We start from the raw sequence: 19418 nt of genomic DNA on the forward strand, positions 1-19418 counted from the left end.
CATTTGTCAGTGGCCTAATGTAAATGCACTTAATCCTTGCGGCGCAAACGGTCTTGAGGTCACTCTTCATTGGGCTCATATAATGCACATGCTAGATTTACCTTTTCTTCATGCATCCAAGTGAAGTTCGAAAGCATGAACGAAGGCGACGCAATGACTAAGGCAGAGACACTACAATATTGGTTCGACGAAGTTTGGACCAATGGCAATTTAAGTGCCATCGATCAGATGTTCATCCCAGGCACAGAGGCAAATGGATCCATTCCTGAGCTCAGTCTGCGCTCCAATGACTATGCCGACCTGGTTGTCGCCCTTCGGAAATTGGCTAAAGATATTAAAATCAGCTTCAGCCAAGTGCTAGAACAAGACGAATGGCTAGCAGTGCGTACTGTCATTGATGCCAAAAATGCAGACAATGATGATGCAATCCAATTAACCGGGCAAGTATTTGTCCGGTTCGAAGGAATACGGATAGCTGAAATACATAGCCAAACTAATTTCTTTTCGCTTTTCGAGCAACTGGGACAAATTCCACCAGATGCTCTGCTCATCTGCTTAACAGGTCAGCGACTAAAATGGACATGAGGCATCCAACTTGACAACCACGCCAGCTAGGGTATTGCATCACTTTATGGGGTCTGTGCGACCGCCCCGTGAGGCTTAGGCCCAAGGTTCGCATCCAATTCTCCGTTTACGGAAAGGATGCCCAATGGCGACTGCATTTTCTGAAATATCCCCGACACAATTGATGCGCTTGATCGGAACACCCGACGCGCCGATTTTGATTGACGTATTGCGGGATGACGACTTCACCCTGGACCCAAGGTTGATCCCATCAGCACGGAAGCACAGCCTTGATCAATTGTTGCAATTGCTGCCCGAATTGAGGGGGCAACGTACCGTGATAATTTGCCAAAAAGGCAAGAAACTCTCACATGGGGCTGCTGCGCTATTGCGCAATCATGGCATCGCGGCAGAGGTTCTTGCAGGTGGCAACCATGCTTGGCGCGATGCCGGGCTGCCGCTGGTGCCCGTGGCCAACCTGCCACAGCCGCACCTTGGTGGCCTCTGGGTAACTCGCCATCGCCCCAAGATTGATCGCATCGCCTGTCCCTGGCTGATCCGTCGCTTTGTTGATCCCAAAGCTCAGTTCCTTTTTGTCCCCCCGGCCGAAGTCTCCGCCGTAGCTGAAAATTTCAATGCAACCCCCTTTGACATCGAAAATACCTTTTGGACACATCGGGGCCCGTTGTGCAGTTTTGACGTTATGATCGAAGAGTTTTGTCTGGCCACACCCGCTCTGACACGGCTCGCTGCTGTAATTCGAGCGGCCGACACCAACAGGCTGGATCTGTCGCCACAAGCGGCCGGTTTACTGGCCTTATCCGTGGGTCTGTCGCGCCAATACAAAAATGACAGCGACCAGCTTGAGGCAGCCCTGCCATTGTACGACGCACTATATCGCTGGGCACGGGATGGGCATGACGAAGTCCATGACTGGCCTGCGGTGACAGGATGATGCGCCCCTCTATGCGGGACATGTTCAAAGTCTTTGGGCGCATTGGCTTACTAAGTTTCGGCGGCCCTGCGGCCCAGATTGCGGTCATGCATCGAGAGTTGGTTGAGGATCGCCCCTGGTTAAGCGAGCAGGGGTTTCTGCGCGCGCTGTCCTTTTGCATGCTGCTGCCCGGCCCCGAGGCAATGCAGCTAGCGACCTATGCAGGCTGGCGTTTGAGAGGCGTTTCTGGTGGGCTGTTGGCAGGGCTATTATTTGTCATGCCCGGCGCCCTAATCATCAGCGTTTTGGTCGGGCTTTACGCGACTTATGGCAATCTGGACTTGGTACAGGCAGGATTTCTGGGGATCAAAGCCTCGGTTGTGATCATTGTCCTGCTGGCCCTGCGCAAGCTGGCCCGCAAGGCGCTGCATGGTGTTGACGCCTGGGTGCTGGCCGGGTTGGGGTTCATCGGGTTGTTCGCCTTGAACCTCCCCTTTCCACTGATCGTGCTCGGAGCCGGCTTTTACGGGCTGTTACGCGGTGGAAAGGCGGGTGAAATTGACGGAACAATACAGTCTTTCAATGCTGCACAGGCAGGTCGGCAGCTACTGACCTGGGGTGGGCTTTGGTTACTTCCACTGATCGCACTCAGCCTGTCAGGGGCTAACTTTTTGGCCAATATCGGATGGTTTTTCGCTAAACTTGCCGTTGTAACATTTGGCGGGGCCTATGCGGTCCTCGCCTATATGACCCAAACCGTAGTTGAAAAACATCACTGGATCTCCACAGAACAAATGATCGACGCACTTGGCCTTGCCGAGACCACTCCGGGACCCTTGATCCTGGTTACCCAGTTTGTCGCGATGCTGGCAGGCTTACTGGCCCAGGGTCCGGCACTGGGCCTTGCCGCCGGTCTGGTCGCGCTATGGGCGACTTTCGTACCGTGCTTTTTGTGGATTTTCCTGGCAGCGCCATATGTTGAACAAATCTCATCGCACCCTCGGATTGGTGCAGCCTTGAAGTCCATTACTGCTGCTGTTGTTGGCGTCATTTTAAACTTATCGGTCTGGTTCGCACTGCATGTGGTGTTTGCAGAGATCGAGCGCTTTGAGTACGGTCTTCTGTCACTTGCTGTTCCAAACTGGAGTAGTCTGGATCCTGTGGCATTAAGCTTAATTTGCCTTGCTGCTCTTGTAACCGTCTTGACCCGCGGCAGCATGGTCTTTGCCCTACTACTAATGGCATTGGCCGGGGCCTGTACAACCTTCCTTTAAATTGTTGAATTGCGTCTATCCACGCCACAGGAGCTACAGCATAGAGCCCGAAGGATAATCACAAAATCTATGCTGCTGCTCTTTTGTTTCTGTTCGAATCCCCTATAATTAAGCCAAGGTCTAAAAGGGTGATACTATGTCCCGCGACATCGACTACGGAAATCTCATGCATACAGCTATGCGCGGTCTAATACGGACCGTGTTGCTGGACATTGCCGACAAGGGACTTCCTGGAAATCATCACTTTTTCATTACCTTCGACACCGACCATCCGGATGCCGAATTGGCCGATTGGCTGTCTGATCGCTATCCCGGCGAAATGACCGTTGTGATGCAGCATTGGTTTGATAATCTTGACGTTGGTGAAGATGGTTTTGCGATTACGCTGAATTTTGGCGACGCTCCTGAACCACTGTATATTCCCTATGATGCGATCAAGACCTTTGTCGATCCGTCGGTGGAATTTGGTCTGCGGTTTGAAGCTGCCGATGAAGAGACCGACACAGATGCCGCTGCGCCTGTTTCGGTAGAAGATTTGGTGAGTGAGCCTGAAGATGACGCCAAGCCGGACGCAGAAGTCGTTTCCTTGGACAGCTTCCGTAAATAATCCCCAAGCCTGTCAGTTTACCCCCTTTTTTGCCTGTAAAAGGTCTGGGATCACGCCTTAGTGGCGCGTCAGAAAGGTTGAAATAAACCTGGTTGGAATGCCATTGCGATGGGAGTTGAAGTCCAACTGCAATCCCCCCTCAACAAGGGTGCGATCGTACTGTTGCATCTCATAATCGCCGTTTGGGGCCACAAACATCGAAAATACCGTCAGAGTATCTCCGGTAATACGGCTCCAGACATAGGGTTGCCCTTTCATAGGGTCCAATTGTTCAGTATGCCCAAAAACGTTTCGCTTCATTGCAGCCGAAAAAACACCATCGCGATCGGTCGGCTGAAACTCAATCTGATAGGACTTTGCCTTGCGTCGCCCGCCGCCTTTCTCAGTGGTGGATGTCCAGGTCACGCTATAGCCAATCCCAGTCTCACGAATTACGACACTCATATCTCGTAGGGACATACTGCCTTCGCGCGTCTCAACTTCGGCCCGCCCCGAATATTCACCAACAAACCGAGAAATATCCGCGACGGCGATTTGCCCCGACAAGACGACAGCTGCCACAAAGACCGGCAAAGCGAGTAATAGTTTGAGTGCAACTGATTTTGGAATGCGGAAATAGGCCACAGGACCTCCTTAGGGCGAACACCTGTTAATAAAGCCACTGTAGTCATCCCAGGCCGACAGACAATGCCTTGCCGAAAAATTGAACACTCCTGCCCCCTATACCTTGGGACATGATCGTCTATGCTGCGCGCAACTGGCCAATTGCACCCCGGCGATGCACGGGGTACACGGCATACAATCGCATACCAGACGGAGATGATGGATGTCCGACACCCGCACAGAAACCGATAGCTTTGGACCACTCGAAGTTCCCTCAGAAAAGTATTGGGGCGCACAAACGCAGCGCTCGATCATCAACTTTCCAATTGGATGGGAACGTCAGCCGATCGCCATTGTCCGCGCGTTGGGAGTGATCAAAAAAGCCTGCGCACAAACCAACATCGAACTCGGCAAGTTGGACGCTGAACGCGGAGCGGCGATCATTCAAGCAGCAGATGAGGTGTACGCAGGCAAGTTTGACGACAATTTTCCACTGGTGGTGTGGCAGACGGGGTCTGGCACCCAGTCAAACATGAACTCCAACGAGGTCATTGCCAACCGGGCGATTGAAATTCTCGGCGGCGTCATTGGCTCAAAGGAGCCGGTTCACCCCAATGATCACTGCAACATGGGCCAGTCCTCCAACGACACCTTCCCCACTGCGATGCATATTGCAACGGCGGAAACCGCACATGACATACTGCTGCCGGGATTGAAAAAGCTGCTCGCCGCGATGGAGAAAAAGGTCGAGGAATTCGACGGTATTATCAAAATCGGTCGCACCCACACCCAAGATGCCACTCCGTTGACCCTTAGCCAGGAGTTTTCCGGCTACACGCACCAAATTGCGATGGGGATCAAGCGGGTCGAAACCGCACTTGGCGCGATCTATGAACTGGCGCAGGGCGGCACGGCCGTCGGCACTGGCCTGAATACTCCAGTTGGCTGGGGCGAGAAAGTCGCCGCCAATATGGCCGAAATCACCGGCCTGCCTTTTGTCACTGCGCCAAACAAATTTGAGGCATTGGCGGCACATGACGCCATGGTTGAAATCTCAGGCGCGCTTAAAGTTGTCGCTGTGTCACTGTTCAAGATCGCCAATGACATTCGCCTGCTGGGCTCAGGCCCGCGCTGTGGCCTGGGTGAACTGATCTTGCCAGAAAATGAGCCTGGATCGTCGATCATGCCTGGCAAAGTCAACCCAACCCAATGCGAGGCCTTGACTCAAGTCTGCGCCCAGGTGTTGGGTAACGATGCTGCTGTCGGCTTTGCCGGCTCACAGGGGCACTTTGAGCTGAACGTCTACAAGCCGATGATGGCTTATAACGTTTTGCAATCCATGCAATTGCTGGGCGATGCGGCTTCGGCCTTTACTGATAATTTGGTCTTGGATCTGCAGGCAGATCGAGACCGCATCGAAACCTTGATGCGTGAAAGCCTGATGTTGGTTACTGCCCTCGCGCCTGAGATTGGCTATGACAATGCCACCAAAGTAGCCAAAACTGCCCATAAAAACAAAACCACACTCAAGCACGAAGCAATTGAACTGGGATTTGTCGATGAGGAAACCTTTGATCGGGTTGTGCGTCCGGAAAATATGGTAGGACCCAAGTAATGGCAGAACCGGTCAACCTGAACCGGTTCAAAAAAAATGCTGCACGGGCTGAGAAAAAGGCCCGTGCGACTCAGAACGCAGTTAAATTTGGCCGCACCAAAGCTGAGAAGAAGCTGGATCGCACAAAACGAGACAACACCAAGCGTGACCTTGATGGTCACCAAAGTGACACGTGAACAGTCGCCCCCGAAAACACTCTCTGACACTGCGCGGACACCGTACTTCCGTGTCCCTTGAGGACGAGTTCTGGTCAGCTTTTCGCAAAATCGCCGAAGAGGACGGCTGTCCAATCAACGTTCTGGCAGCAGAAATAGACGAATCTCGTGGAGCGGACTGCGGCTTGGCCTCGGCGATCCGGCTGTTTGTCCTAAGGCGATTAACCAAGCATTAACCTTAATCAAAGACCGTGTGACTATGTCACGGTCTTTTCGCCCCTTGCCTGCTGACTTCTGGATGCAGCAAATATTCGAGGCAAAATCTGCCCGCACAGGAGGTGTGGTTCGTCGAAAAATGCAGGACATCGAACGGAATGTGGGTAAACCTCGGTTCGAAGCTGAGCTCATTCGTCGCGGGTATCATGCCGTCCAGAATGGGGATCAGGTGGTTATCTTCTGCAACAATCAAATCATTCAGATCATTTGCTAGGAAAAGTCTTCTAAAGACTTTTCCAAAAACTTTTTATCCAAAAGTTTTTAGCGGCGGTCCAGTTTCACCCAAATCCCATCTTGTGAACGGACTGTCAAATGCGCGACAGGTATAGGTTCACGCCCAGCAACAACTTCAATTTTGTAGCTGCGCAGAATCATCGATAAGATGAGCGGGCCTTCCACCATGGCAAATCCTGCCCCGGGGCAAACCCTGGCACCTACAGAAAAAGGGATAAATGCTTCACGCTGGCAGATTTTACCATTTTCCGTTCCCCAGCGCCCGGGATCAAATCCGTCAGGGTTGTCCCATAATCTGTCATGACGGTGTAAATGCCAGGGGCTAACCACGAGTTGTGCCCCCACTGGGACATCCCTGTCGCGAAAGTGTTCTACCGGGCAAGCAGCTTGTCGCACCATCATTGGAACCGGTGGATAAAGCCTCAGGGCCTCACGGAAAACATCCCGGCTCAGCCGCAATTTTGACATCACTGCAAATTCCTGATCTGTCAGGGCCTCTGCCTCCGCAGCCACCCGATCTTGCCATTCCGGATAAAGCGCCAGCAAATACAACGCCCAGGCCAGTGCTGATGCACTGGTCTCATGTCCCGCCAGGAAGAAGATCGCGACTTGGTCCACCATTTCCTCAGTGTCAAATCGCTCTCCGGACACCGGATCCGATGTCGTCATGATTTTCGTCGCCAGATCGTCCGGGGCGTCTCCGGTCGAGATCGCCTGCATTCGCTCGGTGGTCAACTGAGTGATCAGTTTACGAATTTCTGCTGCATCCCGTTTGGTCGAAGTCTTGAAGAACCGCGGAATCCAACGCGGTAGTGGAATAAAAGCAGCCAAATTCAGGATCGGCTGGCTCCTCTGATAATCCCGAAACCGGGTAAACACCTGTGCGGCGATCTCATGCTCAATGGGGATAGAAAACAAGGACCGGAATATGACATCTGCGGCCACATGACTGGTATGAGATTCAATCTCGATCGGTTTGTCCAACTGTCCTTGCAAACGCGCAACTGCTGCCTCAGCTGCATCCCACATTGCAGGAAAGCTGTCTTTTAACCGTCCGCCCTCAAACGCTGGGTCAATGATCCGACGCTGGCGCTTCCAGGTTTCACCATTGGTCAAAAAAACGGAGTTCCCCAGGAGTGGCCGCAGCCCTTCGGCGATACGATTGGATTTAGGGAAATCATCCGGACGCTTTTTCAGCACCTCTTTCACCAAATCAGGCTGATTTATCAGAAACGATCTAAAAAACGGCGTGCGAAACTCGGCCATCCAAGCGTGATACAATCGGGCTGGCTGTGCTGACAGAATATCCTGACGAAATAGACGGAGATAGCGCCATAACGATACTTTCCCAGGTCGGGACGGTGGTTTAGGTGGGATCATGGCGCGGTCACCGTGGTAAACTTAGACACTGTTTGATCAATGCGCGACCGTGACGGCTGACGGTTTCGATAGCGTTCGCGCAGTGTCAAAGGACCGGCCGTAACTTGAAAATAATCATAGTCTCCCGGCCGATCAAAGGCACAAAGATACTGGAAATGAAGTCGAAAAAAGCGCCAGCGCAATTCAGCCCACCGCTGCGGGCTTAACGTCTGGGTGAATGCCGCTGAGAAGACCAGAGGCCAACGTTTCCCGTCCGATGCCACACCACTGACGCTTACTGGGTCACACAGTGCAAAGGCACAGCCATCACCCGGTGCTGTGACATCAACCCATGCCAATTCGTCCCTTTGTGACAGAAATTTCAAATCCGCGCGTAACCGGTATGCTTTTGGAAGAAATGAAACCATCGGCACCACCTGCCCCAAACTTAAAAAACCCAGCGGCGGATGGTCATTTGGCAGTCCCGGACGGATAAGGTCAGACAGAGCCGACACAGCAATATGCGCCCCAGAGGAATGCCCGACCACCAGGACTTCGTCCAGCGTGTCATCAGACAGCGCAGTCTGTATCAGTGCCGTGAACTCGGCAATACGGCCCTCCAAAGCGGGTGAATACGCCCCCTTGGAAGACGCCGAATAGGCATAGTCATGCATCAGGTAATAAGCGAAAAACTTGCTGTCCATTTTCTTGAACCAACGCAGCAACATTGCCCCTGCACACAAGCCAAAACACAGGCTTACCAATTGAACGAGCAGCCCAGTGAGGGCAAAAAAAGCGGCCGTGTCTATAATAATTCGCGCAACACCCCAGGCCACGAGTACGGCCAACAGCGCTTGTATCAACAACATGCCAACCGGGTATAACGCTGCAATAACAGGCCCTTTACGCAACTGCATCAAGCGGCGCAAAGTTCCGGTTGAGATATAGACCCAAGCTGTACGGGCCAATTGCAAGTAGGTCGCCGGAATAGAGTTTTCCATACTTTCGCGCACAATGTCAGACCATACAAGCACCTCAATGTCGGTGGAAACATCAACCTCATCAATCATAGAGCGTACCTGCCAACCATAAGGTCCGGGCTTCGTTTTCTTGGCCTTCAGGGCGATATCATAGCCAGAAATCTCGGCCTGCGCCGCGCCCTCTTTGCGATAGAGTTCACGGTAGCGGCGGGGGTGGATTGGATCGTAACCAGGGATATAAAATACCCGACGCCGACGCACTTTTGTACTTTGCAAATTGGTACCGCCCCGATCCACCGTCATGCCCTTCTTATTCGTTGGGCACAGCCTAGCGGCTCATTCCGGCAAGAGTAAGACCCTGCATATAAAGTAAAAGGGGCCAATCGACCCCTTATACTTAACCAAGTGTCGCCAGTGCTGGAAAGGTCTCAAGAAGCCACCAGGAGAACGTAGAAAACAAGCCGGTCACCAGCATCACGCCAACCAGCAATAACAAACCACCCATGAGTTTCTCGATCAGCCCCATGTGGCGTTTCATTTTGTTCATTAGTACCATTGACCGGCTGAGGAAAATCGCAGCGACCAGAAACGGAATGCCGAGGCCAAGCGCATAGATTCCCAGCAGAATGGTTCCCCTCGCAACCGAGGCTTCAGACGCTGCTAAAGACAGGATTGCCCCCAGTTGTGGTCCGATACAGGGCGTCCAGCCAAAGGCAAATGCAAGGCCCAAGATATAGGCTCCAACCGCTGATCCACCGGATTGACCGGCCTCCATACGCATCTCACGATCCAATATTGGAATACGAAAGACCGACAAAAAATGCAGGCCAAAGATGATCACGACAAGTCCAGAAACTTGGGCGAAAAGTTCTTGGTTTTGCAGAACAAATGCGCCAAACAGCGACGCCGTGAATCCCAACAGCAGGAACACTGTAGACAGGCCCATAACAAAGAAAAGGGCAGCCAAAATCGCCTTACGACGGGCCGCACCAGGGTTTTGCATATCTCCTATCGAAACGCCACTCATATAGGCCAGATAGGGCGGCACGATAGGCAACACACAGGGGGAAAGGAAGCTGATCAATCCGGCGACCAGCGCGACGAGCATGGCAGGCAGCAGGCCTGCATCAATGATTTCTATACCAAACATTCTTCTGCCATAGCGCACCTGTTTTCAAAGGTCACGAGGACAGCTGGTCACATCCCTGTGGACAGGATGAATTTTCCGTCATATCTGACTGTTATGAGCGAAATTAGCGAAATAGTAGACGCCATTGGCCTGTTGTGCCCCCTGCCCGTCCTCAAACTCCGCAAACGGCTGAAGTCGTTGCAGCAAGGTGTAATCCTTCAACTTTTGGCGGACGATCCTGCAGCTGTAATTGACGTGCCCCATTTTTGCAGTGAAAGCGGTCATACATTGGTGCAGATCACCGAGGCAGACGGCCATCAGATCTACTTAGTCCGCAAAGGCGATTGACCTAGCAGCATCGTATCTGCTTCGGCGCAAATGTGCTGCGTGTGAAAAACACCAACTCCGTTTTAACAACCCCACACCGATAGGGCGGCTGGCCACAAATGAAAACGCCGGGGTTTCCCCCGGCGTTCCTTATTTCAATTTTAGCTTCCCAAAGACCACCAGCCACGTCGTTTAGGCTTGGCTGGTTCCTCTGGCTCCGGAGCGACCTCAACAGCTGATACCAACTCGGGCTCGGGCTCTGCCTGCGTGGTCATAGTTTCGACCACCAGCTCGGGCTCAACCGTCTTCTCAACGGCAGCCTCACTGATTTCTGGTGCTTTTTCAGACACGCTGTCTGCAACTGCAACAGGCTCAACAACAGCTTCAACCTCCACTGTCGCCGGTGCCTCAACTGGCTCAGGAGCCGTGTCCACCGCAGTCTCAGGCTGTTCTACGGCAGGCTCTTCAGCAACAACAGGCTCGGCAGCTGGTTCAACACTGACCTCTGGTGCGGCTTCAACCACCGCTTCTACTGCTACTGGTGCAGTTTCAGGCGTGGGCTCGGCTTTAGCCACGGAAACTTCAGTCTCAGTGGTCTCGACCGCAGCAGTTTCCACCACAGTGGTTTCACCCTCTACAGCAACCACTTCCTCTACAGCAACCACTTCCTCTACAGCAGCCACTTCCGGAGCGTCAGTCGACGGTGTAGCATCGCCCGCTGCTGCTTCGGTTTTGGCTTTACTGCCCCGTGAGCGTGACCGGGACCGGGTGCGCTTGGGCTTAGGCTTGGTCTCTTCTTCAGCAGGCTGCTCACCTTCGACTGCTCCCTCAGTAGGGGCAGCAACCTCGCCCTCAGAAGAGGCCTCGGCAGCAGCAGCGGCATCGGTATTTTCACCGGAACCATCCTCATTGCCGTTTTCGGCCCCATCGGATTTACCCGACCGACGACGGCGACGACGACGTTTGCGTTTGGGCTTAGTCTCAGATTCGTCCGACGTTTCGACGATATCCACAGTATCAGCGGCTTCCGGCGCGACGTCGGCGGCATCGTCATCACTGGCTTCAGCCTCTTCAGCATCCACTTGTGCCATCAACGATGTATCAACCGACACCACAGGAGCTGCTGCGACCTGCACCACCCGGGTCGCAGTCTTGAATTTCTCGAGAGTAAAGTCAGGGCTGACCAAATGCGGGTCGCCTTCAATGCGAACCGACAGACCATAACGCGCTTCAATCTGGGCGATATGCTCGCGCTTTTGGTTCATCAGGAAATTGGCAATACTGACCGGGCAGCGCACCAGAACTTCGCGAGAGCGGTTGCGGGTGCCCTCTTCCTCGATCTGACGCAGAATGGTCAGCGCCATGTTATCGTCCGAGCGGATCAATCCGGTGCCGTGGCACGAAGGGCACGGCTGGGTGGTGGCTTCAAGCATGCCAGGCCGCAGGCGCTGACGGCTCATCTCCATCAGACCAAAGCCCGAGATACGGCCGATTTGAATGCGGGCGCGATCAGTCTTCAGCTTGTCTTTGATCTTCTTTTCAACGGCTGCGTTGTTCTTACGCTCATCCATGTCGATGAAGTCGATGACGATCAGACCGGCAAGGTCACGAAGGCGCAACTGACGGGCCACCTCTTCGGCGGCCTCTAGGTTGGTCTTTGTCGCCGTATCCTCAATCGAGCCTTCTTTGGTGGCCCGACCCGAGTTGACATCGATAGCGACCAGCGCCTCGGTGACATCAATCACGATATAGCCGCCAGATTTCAGCTGAACGGTTGGGTTGAACATGCCCCCCAGATAGCTTTCGACCTGATAACGGGCGAACAGCGGCAGGGTTTCGTTGTAACGCTTCACGTTCTTGGCGTGCGACGGCATGATCATTTTCATGAAGTCTTTGGCGATGCGATATCCGCGTTCACCTTCGACAAACACTTCATCAATTTCGCGGTTATACAGGTCGCGGATCGACCGTTTAATCAAATCGCCTTCTTCATAGATCTTGGCAGGCGCGATAGATTTCAGCGTCAACTCGCGGATCTGCTCCCACAGGCGTTGCAGGTATTCGTAATCGCGCTTGATCTCAGCCTTGGTGCGTTTGGCGCCGGCAGTGCGAACGATCAGCCCCGCGCCCTGAGGCACGTCGATTTCGTTGGCGATTTCCTTTAGCTTCTTGCGGTCAACAGCATTGGTAATTTTGCGGGAAATGCCGCCACCACGGGCGGTGTTGGGCATCAGAACGCAATACCGACCAGCCAGCGACAGATATGTGGTCAAAGCAGCGCCTTTGTTGCCGCGCTCTTCTTTGACAACCTGCACCAGTAGAACCTGGCGAACTTTGATAACTTCCTGGATCTTGTAGCGGCGCGGACGTGGTTTACGGCGTGGACGAATGTCTTCGCTGTCATCTTCGTCAGCAACAGATTCGATTGTGCTGTCTTTCGACGTGGCATCTGCACGGCTATCTTCCGCATCCGGCTCGTCGTCGCCCGGCGCCTTTGCTTCGGCGGGTTCGCCGTCTGCAACCGGTGCTTCTTTAGGTGTGTCGTTGGCTGCATCGTCCTGAACGACTGGTTCGGCGACGGTTTCCTCTGCGGAAGCTATAGCCTCAGCAACGGGCGCAACTTCGGCGACGGCATCAACAGCAACAGTTTCTCCGGCAGCTGGTTCTACAACAGCTGTTTCCACAGCAACTGGTTCTGCAGTCTCCGCAGTTTCGTCTTGAGCTTCGGATTGTTCCTGAACAGGTTCTTCAACCGGAGTTTCCGCCACAGTCTCCATTGGAGAACTGCCTTCGGCTGTGCCAAGCACATTCGAAGACCCAGCTTCAGCCTCGCCCTCATCGCTAAGATCGATAGTTTCCATACCGGAAATTTCGGCCTTAGGGACGTCAACTTCTTTGGTCTCGACCGCATCCTTGGTGGCCACGTCTTCGGCTTTTGTGCGGTTGCGAGAACGCGAGCGGCGCGGTTTGGTAGGTTTGTTGTCTTCTTCATCATCCTTGGCGCGCATAGCCTCGGCATAGACGCGCTCTTCTTCCATCAGAGCTTCGCGATCAGCGATCGGAATCTGATAGTAATCGGGATGAATTTCCGAAAACGCCAAAAATCCATGGCGATTGCCGCCATAGTCAACAAAGGCGGCCTGCAGAGAGGGTTCGACCCGTGTTACTTTTGCCAGATAGATATTGCCAGCAAGCTGGCGTTTGTTCTCGGATTCAAAGTCGAACTCCTCAACTTTGTTTCCGTCGACCACCACGACGCGGGTTTCTTCCGCGTGGGTGGCATCAATAAGCATCTTCTTTGCCATGTTTCCTTAGTGCACCATGCCTGCGCGCGCACATTCCGGCCGTTTCCGGGGGGAGCTGCGCGTTTTGGGTGATGTCTTGTCAGGGCGATATCTGACGGCGCGCCACGAGATACGGTCGCGGAAAATCTTTCCGTCGGTCCTGTCTCGGTGCTCTGTGCCTGCGCGCGCGTCATCGCGGTTCTTCTCCGACAGGTGGGGGTATCCCGAGCCCTGCCCATTTTTTTCCTGCACTGGAAACGCTCCAATGCAGGCGCTAAACTACCCCAGATCCTGGGGCCAATCGGTCTGCTCTCGCCTTCTCGGATCATGCCGGACAAAGACGGAAAACAGCGAATCTCATTTGAAGTGACACGCACCATATTGGTGGTAGTCACTTCCTAGCAGCATACTGCCTGTGGATAGGTAATGACAATGGGCATCTTTAACGCACCGCTGGAAATCACCTCATAAGGCGATCAATTCAGCCTAAAGGTTAAGAACAAGCGAATTTCTTCGCTTGCACATCCATTTTAAAGACCATTTGCCGCAGAAGAGCAGATCATCAATCCTGTGAACCGCTTGGGCTCAAAGATAGTCTGACCGTTGCAAACCATATTTGGCCATTTTTTCATTCAAGGTCCGGCGTGGAAGGCACAGTTCCTCCATCACCGATGCGATCGATCCCTTGTGGCGACGCATGGTATTGTCGATCAGCATCCGCTCAAAGGCTTCAACATATTCCTTCAACGGTTTGCCCTCGGTTGTCATCACCGGTTGCATTTCCTCGTGATCGGACATCAGAAGCGACGCAATGGTGCCAGAGCCACGCCGCGCTTGCAGCACGGCCCGTTCCGCGATGTTGATCAACTGGCGCACATTGCCGGGCCATGGGGCCTGCAACAACTGGGCCGCCTCTTGCGCCGAGACTTTGGGAGCCTCACAGCCGTATTCCTCAGAGAATTGCTCGGACAGGCGCATGAACAGTGTCAGAATGTCTTCACCACGCTGGCGCAATGGTGGCACAGTGATCCGCAAAGCTGCCAAACGGTAGAATAAGTCCGACCGCAAAGCGTCCTCGCAGGTTTTGCCCGCCTCTTGCAGGTTCGAAATCGCAACAATGCGGGTTTCCCCGGGGGTGCCCTGCTCGTTGATCACGCTTAGCAGCTTGCCCTGCAACGGTTCCGTCAGCGCATCAATGTCTTCCAGCACCAAAGTGCCGCCGCGCGCTTCCTCGATGGCTGGCAACAGCGAGTCTTCGGGCATCATCGGACCAAACAGCCGCTTGGACAGGGCCTCTTCTTCCAGCGCGGCACAGCTGACCAGTACAAATTTCTTACCCGCCCGGCTGCCGACAGCGTGCAAAGCATGGGCCACCAGCGTTTTGCCAGTCCCCGTTTCGCCGTCGATCATCACGTGGCCGTCGGCTTGGCCAAGGTCCAGAATGTCCTCTTTCAAACGATCCATCACAGGGCTGGCGCCAATCAGTTTTTTCATGATCTGGGTGCCGTCCGACAATTCCCGCCGCAACACACGGTTGTCGAGCACCAGACGCCGGGCGCCGGTGGCGCGTTTGGCCAGTTCGGACATTCGGTCCGGGTTGAATGGTTTCTCAAGGAAATCAAATGCTCCGACTCGCATCGCCTCGACGGCCATAGGCACATCTCCGTGTCCGGTGATCATGATCACCGGTAACGCGCTGTCGCTGCCCATCAATTTCTTCAGGAATTGCATCCCGTCCATGCCGGGCATTTTGATATCGGAAATCACAATTCCGGGGTAATCTGCACTCAGCACCTTTAGTGCATCTTCGGCGCTGGCAAATGTTTCAGTGTCGTAGCCCGACAAGGCCAACCATTGGCTGATGGACTGACGCATATCCTGCTCGTCATCTACAATCGCGATTTTCATGGCCTGTGCCATATCGTATCCTTCCTCAAACACACCGCGCTTATTCAGCGGCTTCGATCCCGTCCACCAAGATCGGCAATTGCATTTCAAACACCGCGCCGCCGTTTTCACCGTTGCGGGCCGTAAGTCGTCCCCCTAGGTCGTTCACGATCCCTGAGGAGATAGCAAGCCCAAGCCCAACCCCGTCACCCGGCTGCTTGGTTGTATAAAAGGGCTCAAACAGCTCTCCAAAGTCTTCGATCCCAGCACCATTATCGCGCACGGCCAGAATTGCGGTTTCCCCCGCGGCCAGAATAATTTCGATCTCGGGGTCTACCACTGATTTGGTGGCATCCAGGGCGTTACGCAAGAGGTTCACCATCACTTGCTCGATGCGCATCCGATCGCCCATGACAAAGACTGGGCTGTCCGGCAAAACACGGGCGATCCTGACGTGTCGTTGACGCAACTGTGGCTCCATCATCGACAAGCTTGAGGCCAGTGCATCTCCCATATTTACTGGGCTAAACGTATCTCCTCCCTTGCGGGCATAAGATTTCAATTGTCGCGTTATCGCCCCCATGCGTTCAATCAAATCATCGATCCGGCCAAAAGACACCAGCGCCTCTTCTGGTCGGTTGCGGCCGAGCAATAAGCGCGCGCCCGCCAAATAAGTTTTCATGGCCGCCAGGGGTTGATTTAACTCATGGCTAACGGCTGCAGACATCTCTCCCAAAGCTGCCAGTTTGGAACTTTGCGCCAGGCTTTGCTCGGCCACGGCAAGAGTCTTTTGCACCCTCTCGCGTTCGGCGACTTCCCGCTGCAAACGGGCATTCAATACGCGAAGCTCCGCCGACTCGCGCTGAAACAAGGCCATACGAAGCGCAGTCCTCCGGCTAAGCGCATAGAATCCCAGCGCCAAGAATATGGCAAACCCCATGATCTCCAGCGCCAAAACCGCATTCACCCGCTCCCGGATGGACACATAGGTGGTAAATGAGGTCATCCGCCAACCGCGAAATTGAATACGATTGGTAATCCGCATGACGGCTTCGCCGCGAAGATAAGCATCTGCGGGCAACACAGTCCAATCTGTCGTCGCGCGGATTGCTCTCTGGATCGCCCCCTGTGGCGTTTGCTGTGTCACCGCTTCTGCTTCGCTCAAGCCGCGCCAACGCGATTCCGTTGCCAAAACGATAGTGCCCGTGCTGTCACTCACCATAACCGCGTCAGAAATCCCGGCCCAGGCGCGCTCAAACTTCTGCAGATCGACCTCTACAACAATCACGCCCAACACTTCCGAGGAAGCCTCCAAACGCCGCGCATAGGTAAAGCGGTAGCCCCCCGCCTCACGCTCGATCACTGAAAACACGGTGGTATTGGAACGCACCGCATCTACGAAATATGGCGCGCTGCGGTGAAGCTCCCCCAGACGAAGCCGATCCGTGGCCGCCACTGTGCGCCCATCCTGCGCCAAAAGCATAATCGACGCGGCGCCGATTTCATCAACAAACGAAATCAACCGCTGTGTCGACAATGAAAAATCATTGGATTGAAGGGCTGAAATCAACGTCTGATCGCGCGCCAAGAGTTGCGGCACAATGGCGTTTTGACGCAACTCACTCAACAAGTTGCCAGAATACAGCGCCAGCCGCAGTTCAGCCCGGTTGCGCGTGGTTTGGGTGAAACGGTTCGACAACAATCGGTTGGTTTGCCAGACTGTGACCGCAACCACTGCCAGCAACAATACCAACGCCAACCGCACTTTCCACGAAAATGTTCGGGAGGGTTTGGTGACTTTAGATTTTTGCGGAAGATTATGCGGGGCAGCCATAGTGTAAATCTACGCTGACTGCCCCAGCATCACAAGTCACGCAGTGGCAACTATACCTGTCAATGCGCGGAACACTGCCACCCCATCGGTGCCACCATGAGCTTCATCCGCTGCCCTCTCGGGGTGTGGCATCATACCTAAAACCCGGCGGTTCTCGGACAAGATACCGGCGATATCACCAAGCGAGCCATTAGGATTATCACAATAGCTAAAGGCAATGCGATCCTCGCCCTGCAATTTCGCAATCGTTTCGGCATCCGCAAAATAGTTGCCGTCATGGTGCGCAATTGGGACACTGATGACGTCACCCGCACTGTAGCCTTCAGTGAAGACGCTGTTGGAGGTTGTGACCGTCAAATCAACTGAGCGGCAGATGTATTTCAATCCGGCATTGCGCAGCAAGGCACCGGGCAGAACACCGGTTTCCGTCAACACCTGAAAGCCGTTACAGATCCCTACCGCATAGCCACCGCGATTTGCATGATCGACAACGGCCTTACAAATCGGAGACTGCGCCGCAATGGCACCACAGCGCAGGTAATCGCCATAGGAAAAACCACCCGGCACACCAACAATATCTACGCCCGAGGGCAGCGCACTGTCCTTGTGCCAGACCATCGTGACATCAAAACCAGCACGTTCAAAGGCTACCGCCAGATCGCGATCGCAGTTTGACCCAGGAAAAACAACTACGGCCGCCTTCATCACAGAATCTCGATGCTGTAGGATTCAATAACTGTATTGGCAAGCAGCTTCTCGCACATGTCTGTCACATCTGCTTCGCTAGAGCCTTCGGCCAAGGTCAGATCGATCACCTTGCCTTGGCGAACGCCGTTTACCTTGTCAAAGCCCATCGCCCCCAAGGCATGGCGCACGGCCTCACCCTGTGGATCCAAAACCCCATTCTTCAGCATCACATGCACACGTGCCTTCATCGCGCTATTCCTCGATTACGGTGGCAAAGCCCCTCGGGCTTCTTCTTTGCTAAAAACTATCATAACCGACCCCCAGATCAGGGTGCCGATCTTCAGTTGACCAGTGTTGGTTTTCCGCCTTTGGGTGGCGTGTTCGGCATCACACCCAAACGCCGCGCAACCTCAGAATAGGCGTCCGTCAGGCTCCCCAAATCGCGGCGGAACACATCCTTGTCCAGCTTACGACCGGTCTCAATATCCCACAAACGACAGCTGTCAGGGCTGATCTCATCCGCAACAACCAAGCGCTGAAAGTCACCTTCAAAAACACGACCAAATTCAATCTTGAAGTCGATAAGGCGAATACCAACTGCCAGCATCACCCCGGACATGAAATCATTCACGCGCAATGTCATGCTTAGAATATCATCCATATCCTGCTGACTGGCCCAGCCAAAAGCCGCGATGTGCTCTTCGCTGACCAAAGGGTCGCCCAAAGCATCATCTTTGTAGCAGAATTCAACGATTGGGCGCGGCAATTGAGTGCCTTCGTCGATACCCAAACGTTTGGACATGGAGCCCGCGGCGAAATTACGAACAATCACTTCCAGCGGAACGATCTCGCAAGAGCGGATCAGCTGCTCACGCATATTCAAGCGCTTCAGAAAGTGTGTTGGGACGCCAATTTGACCCAACCCAGTCATGAAATACTCGCTCAGCAAGTTGTTCAAAACCCCCTTACCTTCGATAACGTCCTTCTTTTCGGCGTTAAAGGCGGTGGCGTCATCCTTGAAATACTGCACAAGGGTTCCCGGCTCCGGGCCTTCATACAAAGTTTTGGCCTTGCCTTCGTAGATTTTTTTGCGACGCGCCATGGACAGCCTTTCGAATAAGCCTGGGGTAGATGAGTGAATCCCGTTGATGTCGCCCTCATAGAGCAAGCCCGCCAGTGTCGCAAGCAACCCTCGCCCCCTTGTAGCGATGCAATGAGGGGCTAAATCAGAACTATAGGATTTCACTCTTAATTAAGGCGAGGTGGTATGACTACATTTGACAACCGAGAACAGGCGTTTGAAGCGAAATTTGCCCATGACGAAGAGATGCAGTTTAAAGCTGAGGCTCGATGCAATAAAATGCTCGGTCTGTGGGCTGCGGCAAAAATGGGAAAATCCGGAGAGCAGGCCGAAACCTATGCTCATACTCTTGTCACCGCAAGTATCGAGGGGTCCGACCCCGAGGATGTCGTGCGCAAGGTAACGGCTGACCTTCAGGGCCGCGCAACCTCGGACGAAATCCGCCAAAGGCGTGCGACATTGCTGCCCGATGCGCAGGCGCAAATCTTGTTAGAAACCGGATAACACGGCCTGTCAATTATTGTGCCATTGGCTGCCAGTCAAAGGAACAGCCCTGTTCTGAAGCGTCAGCCCGCCTTTATACAGCTG

At 53.9% G+C, this 19418-nt stretch carries 19 protein-coding genes; 9 read left to right on the forward strand and 10 right to left on the reverse strand.

Going from position 1 to position 19418, the window contains the following annotated elements; translation table 11 throughout:
- Positions 1–135 precede the first annotated feature (135 nt).
- From EBB79_RS11460 to EBB79_RS11475, 4 genes are all read left to right on the forward strand, one after another.
- Positions 136–585: an ester cyclase gene (locus EBB79_RS11460; protein ID WP_127749021.1), complete on the forward strand. Its 450-nt coding sequence runs from the start codon at positions 136–138 to the stop codon at positions 583–585.
- Between the two features lie 124 nt (positions 586–709).
- Positions 710–1519 (forward strand): chromate resistance protein ChrB domain-containing protein, encoded by an 810-nt coding sequence (locus EBB79_RS11465; protein WP_127749022.1) that lies wholly within the window; start codon positions 710–712, stop codon positions 1517–1519.
- Positions 1516–2772, forward strand: a complete 1257-nt coding sequence (chrA, locus tag EBB79_RS11470; RefSeq protein ID WP_238704878.1) for a chromate efflux transporter — start codon at positions 1516–1518, stop codon at positions 2770–2772. Before EBB79_RS11465 ends, chrA begins: the two co-directional genes overlap by 4 nt.
- A 136-nt stretch (positions 2773–2908) precedes the next feature.
- Complete coding sequence (locus tag EBB79_RS11475) at positions 2909–3379, forward strand: SspB family protein (protein WP_127749023.1); 471 nt, start codon at positions 2909–2911, stop codon at positions 3377–3379.
- A gap of 57 nt (positions 3380–3436) precedes the next feature.
- On the opposite strand, the gene EBB79_RS11480 is transcribed toward EBB79_RS11475, so the two are convergent.
- On the reverse strand, positions 3437–4003 hold the full coding sequence (locus EBB79_RS11480; RefSeq protein WP_238704879.1) for a hypothetical protein: 567 nt from the start codon (positions 4001–4003) through the stop codon (positions 3437–3439).
- Between the two features lie 202 nt (positions 4004–4205).
- On the opposite strand from EBB79_RS11480, the gene fumC reads away from it, so the two are divergent.
- The 3 genes from fumC to EBB79_RS11495 are packed head-to-tail and all read left to right on the forward strand — an operon-like array spanning position 4206 to position 5988.
- A complete protein-coding gene (fumC, locus tag EBB79_RS11485; protein WP_127749024.1) occupies positions 4206–5597 on the forward strand; it encodes a class II fumarate hydratase in 1392 nt (463 codons plus the stop codon).
- Positions 5597–5773, forward strand: a complete 177-nt coding sequence (locus EBB79_RS11490) for a DUF4169 family protein (RefSeq protein WP_127749025.1) — start codon at positions 5597–5599, stop codon at positions 5771–5773. The genes fumC and EBB79_RS11490 overlap by 1 nt, the downstream gene beginning before the upstream one ends.
- On the forward strand, positions 5770–5988 hold the full coding sequence (locus tag EBB79_RS11495; protein WP_127749026.1) for a ribbon-helix-helix domain-containing protein: 219 nt from the start codon (positions 5770–5772) through the stop codon (positions 5986–5988). Before EBB79_RS11490 ends, EBB79_RS11495 begins: the two co-directional genes overlap by 4 nt.
- Positions 5989–6289: 301 nt before the next feature.
- Here EBB79_RS11495 and EBB79_RS11505 read toward each other — a convergent pair whose 3' ends face one another.
- From EBB79_RS11505 to EBB79_RS11515, 3 genes are all read right to left on the reverse strand, one after another.
- Positions 6290–7642, reverse strand: coding sequence for a cytochrome P450 (locus EBB79_RS11505; protein WP_127749028.1), 1353 nt, complete (start codon positions 7640–7642; stop codon positions 6290–6292).
- Positions 7639–8904: a hypothetical protein gene (locus EBB79_RS11510; protein WP_127749029.1), complete on the reverse strand. Its 1266-nt coding sequence runs from the start codon at positions 8902–8904 to the stop codon at positions 7639–7641. The genes EBB79_RS11505 and EBB79_RS11510 overlap by 4 nt, the downstream gene beginning before the upstream one ends.
- 94 nt (positions 8905–8998) lie before the next feature.
- Positions 8999–9751 (reverse strand): cytochrome c biogenesis CcdA family protein, encoded by a 753-nt coding sequence (locus tag EBB79_RS11515; protein WP_127749030.1) that lies wholly within the window; start codon positions 9749–9751, stop codon positions 8999–9001.
- Positions 9752–9844: 93 nt separating this feature from the next.
- Here EBB79_RS11515 and EBB79_RS11520 point away from each other — a divergent pair, with 93 nt between their 5' ends.
- Positions 9845–10078 carry a sulfurtransferase TusA family protein gene (locus EBB79_RS11520; protein WP_127749031.1) on the forward strand — a complete coding sequence of 78 codons (234 nt, stop codon included), beginning with the start codon at positions 9845–9847 and terminating at the stop codon, positions 10076–10078.
- A gap of 140 nt (positions 10079–10218) precedes the next feature.
- On the opposite strand, the gene EBB79_RS11525 is transcribed toward EBB79_RS11520, so the two are convergent.
- The 6 genes from EBB79_RS11525 to purC form a co-directional block, all read right to left on the reverse strand.
- On the reverse strand, positions 10219–13362 hold the full coding sequence (locus EBB79_RS11525) for an Rne/Rng family ribonuclease (RefSeq protein ID WP_127749032.1): 3144 nt from the start codon (positions 13360–13362) through the stop codon (positions 10219–10221).
- Between the two features lie 564 nt (positions 13363–13926).
- Positions 13927–15261, reverse strand: a complete 1335-nt coding sequence (locus EBB79_RS11530; RefSeq protein WP_127749033.1) for a sigma-54-dependent transcriptional regulator — start codon at positions 15259–15261, stop codon at positions 13927–13929.
- A 28-nt stretch (positions 15262–15289) separates the two neighbouring features.
- Positions 15290–17062 (reverse strand): sensor histidine kinase, encoded by a 1773-nt coding sequence (locus EBB79_RS11535; protein WP_127749034.1) that lies wholly within the window; start codon positions 17060–17062, stop codon positions 15290–15292.
- Between the two features lie 36 nt (positions 17063–17098).
- Positions 17099–17767, reverse strand: a complete 669-nt coding sequence (gene purQ, locus EBB79_RS11540) for a phosphoribosylformylglycinamidine synthase subunit PurQ (RefSeq protein WP_127749035.1) — start codon at positions 17765–17767, stop codon at positions 17099–17101.
- Positions 17767–17997 (reverse strand): phosphoribosylformylglycinamidine synthase subunit PurS, encoded by a 231-nt coding sequence (gene purS / locus EBB79_RS11545; RefSeq protein WP_127749036.1) that lies wholly within the window; start codon positions 17995–17997, stop codon positions 17767–17769. Before purS ends, purQ begins: the two co-directional genes overlap by 1 nt.
- 92 nt (positions 17998–18089) lie before the next feature.
- Entirely contained in the window at positions 18090–18851 is a 762-nt protein-coding gene (gene purC, locus EBB79_RS11550; RefSeq protein WP_127750966.1) for a phosphoribosylaminoimidazolesuccinocarboxamide synthase, read from the reverse strand.
- Between the two features lie 165 nt (positions 18852–19016).
- Here purC and EBB79_RS11555 point away from each other — a divergent pair, with 165 nt between their 5' ends.
- A complete protein-coding gene (locus EBB79_RS11555) occupies positions 19017–19334 on the forward strand; it encodes a DUF1476 domain-containing protein (RefSeq protein ID WP_127749037.1) in 318 nt (105 codons plus the stop codon).
- Positions 19335–19418 lie beyond the last annotated feature (84 nt).

The sequence above is a fragment of the Parasedimentitalea marina genome (genome assembly GCF_004006175.1).
Classification (GTDB): Bacteria; Pseudomonadota; Alphaproteobacteria; order Rhodobacterales; family Rhodobacteraceae; genus Parasedimentitalea; species Parasedimentitalea marina.

Coding starts and splice junctions, on each gene's coding strand:
- EBB79_RS11555 (WP_127749037.1), top strand. CDS start 19,017: ATGACTACATTTGACAACCGAGAACAGGCGTTTGAAGCGAAATTTGCC.
- purQ (WP_127749035.1), bottom strand. CDS start 17,767: ATGAAGGCGGCCGTAGTTGTTTTTCCTGGGTCAAACTGCGATCGCGAT.
- EBB79_RS11525 (WP_127749032.1), bottom strand. CDS start 13,362: ATGGCAAAGAAGATGCTTATTGATGCCACCCACGCGGAAGAAACCCGC.
- EBB79_RS11475 (WP_127749023.1), top strand. CDS start 2,909: ATGTCCCGCGACATCGACTACGGAAATCTCATGCATACAGCTATGCGC.
- EBB79_RS11530 (WP_127749033.1), bottom strand. CDS start 15,261: ATGGCACAGGCCATGAAAATCGCGATTGTAGATGACGAGCAGGATATG.
- chrA (WP_238704878.1), top strand. CDS start 1,516: ATGATGCGCCCCTCTATGCGGGACATGTTCAAAGTCTTTGGGCGCATT.
- EBB79_RS11490 (WP_127749025.1), top strand. CDS start 5,597: ATGGCAGAACCGGTCAACCTGAACCGGTTCAAAAAAAATGCTGCACGG.
- EBB79_RS11535 (WP_127749034.1), bottom strand. CDS start 17,062: ATGGCTGCCCCGCATAATCTTCCGCAAAAATCTAAAGTCACCAAACCC.
- EBB79_RS11460 (WP_127749021.1), top strand. CDS start 136: ATGAACGAAGGCGACGCAATGACTAAGGCAGAGACACTACAATATTGG.
- EBB79_RS11510 (WP_127749029.1), bottom strand. CDS start 8,904: ATGACGGTGGATCGGGGCGGTACCAATTTGCAAAGTACAAAAGTGCGT.
- EBB79_RS11465 (WP_127749022.1), top strand. CDS start 710: ATGGCGACTGCATTTTCTGAAATATCCCCGACACAATTGATGCGCTTG.
- EBB79_RS11505 (WP_127749028.1), bottom strand. CDS start 7,642: ATGATCCCACCTAAACCACCGTCCCGACCTGGGAAAGTATCGTTATGG.
- EBB79_RS11515 (WP_127749030.1), bottom strand. CDS start 9,751: ATGTTTGGTATAGAAATCATTGATGCAGGCCTGCTGCCTGCCATGCTC.
- EBB79_RS11520 (WP_127749031.1), top strand. CDS start 9,845: ATGAGCGAAATTAGCGAAATAGTAGACGCCATTGGCCTGTTGTGCCCC.
- purS (WP_127749036.1), bottom strand. CDS start 17,997: ATGAAGGCACGTGTGCATGTGATGCTGAAGAATGGGGTTTTGGATCCA.
- fumC (WP_127749024.1), top strand. CDS start 4,206: ATGTCCGACACCCGCACAGAAACCGATAGCTTTGGACCACTCGAAGTT.
- purC (WP_127750966.1), bottom strand. CDS start 18,851: ATGGCGCGTCGCAAAAAAATCTACGAAGGCAAGGCCAAAACTTTGTAT.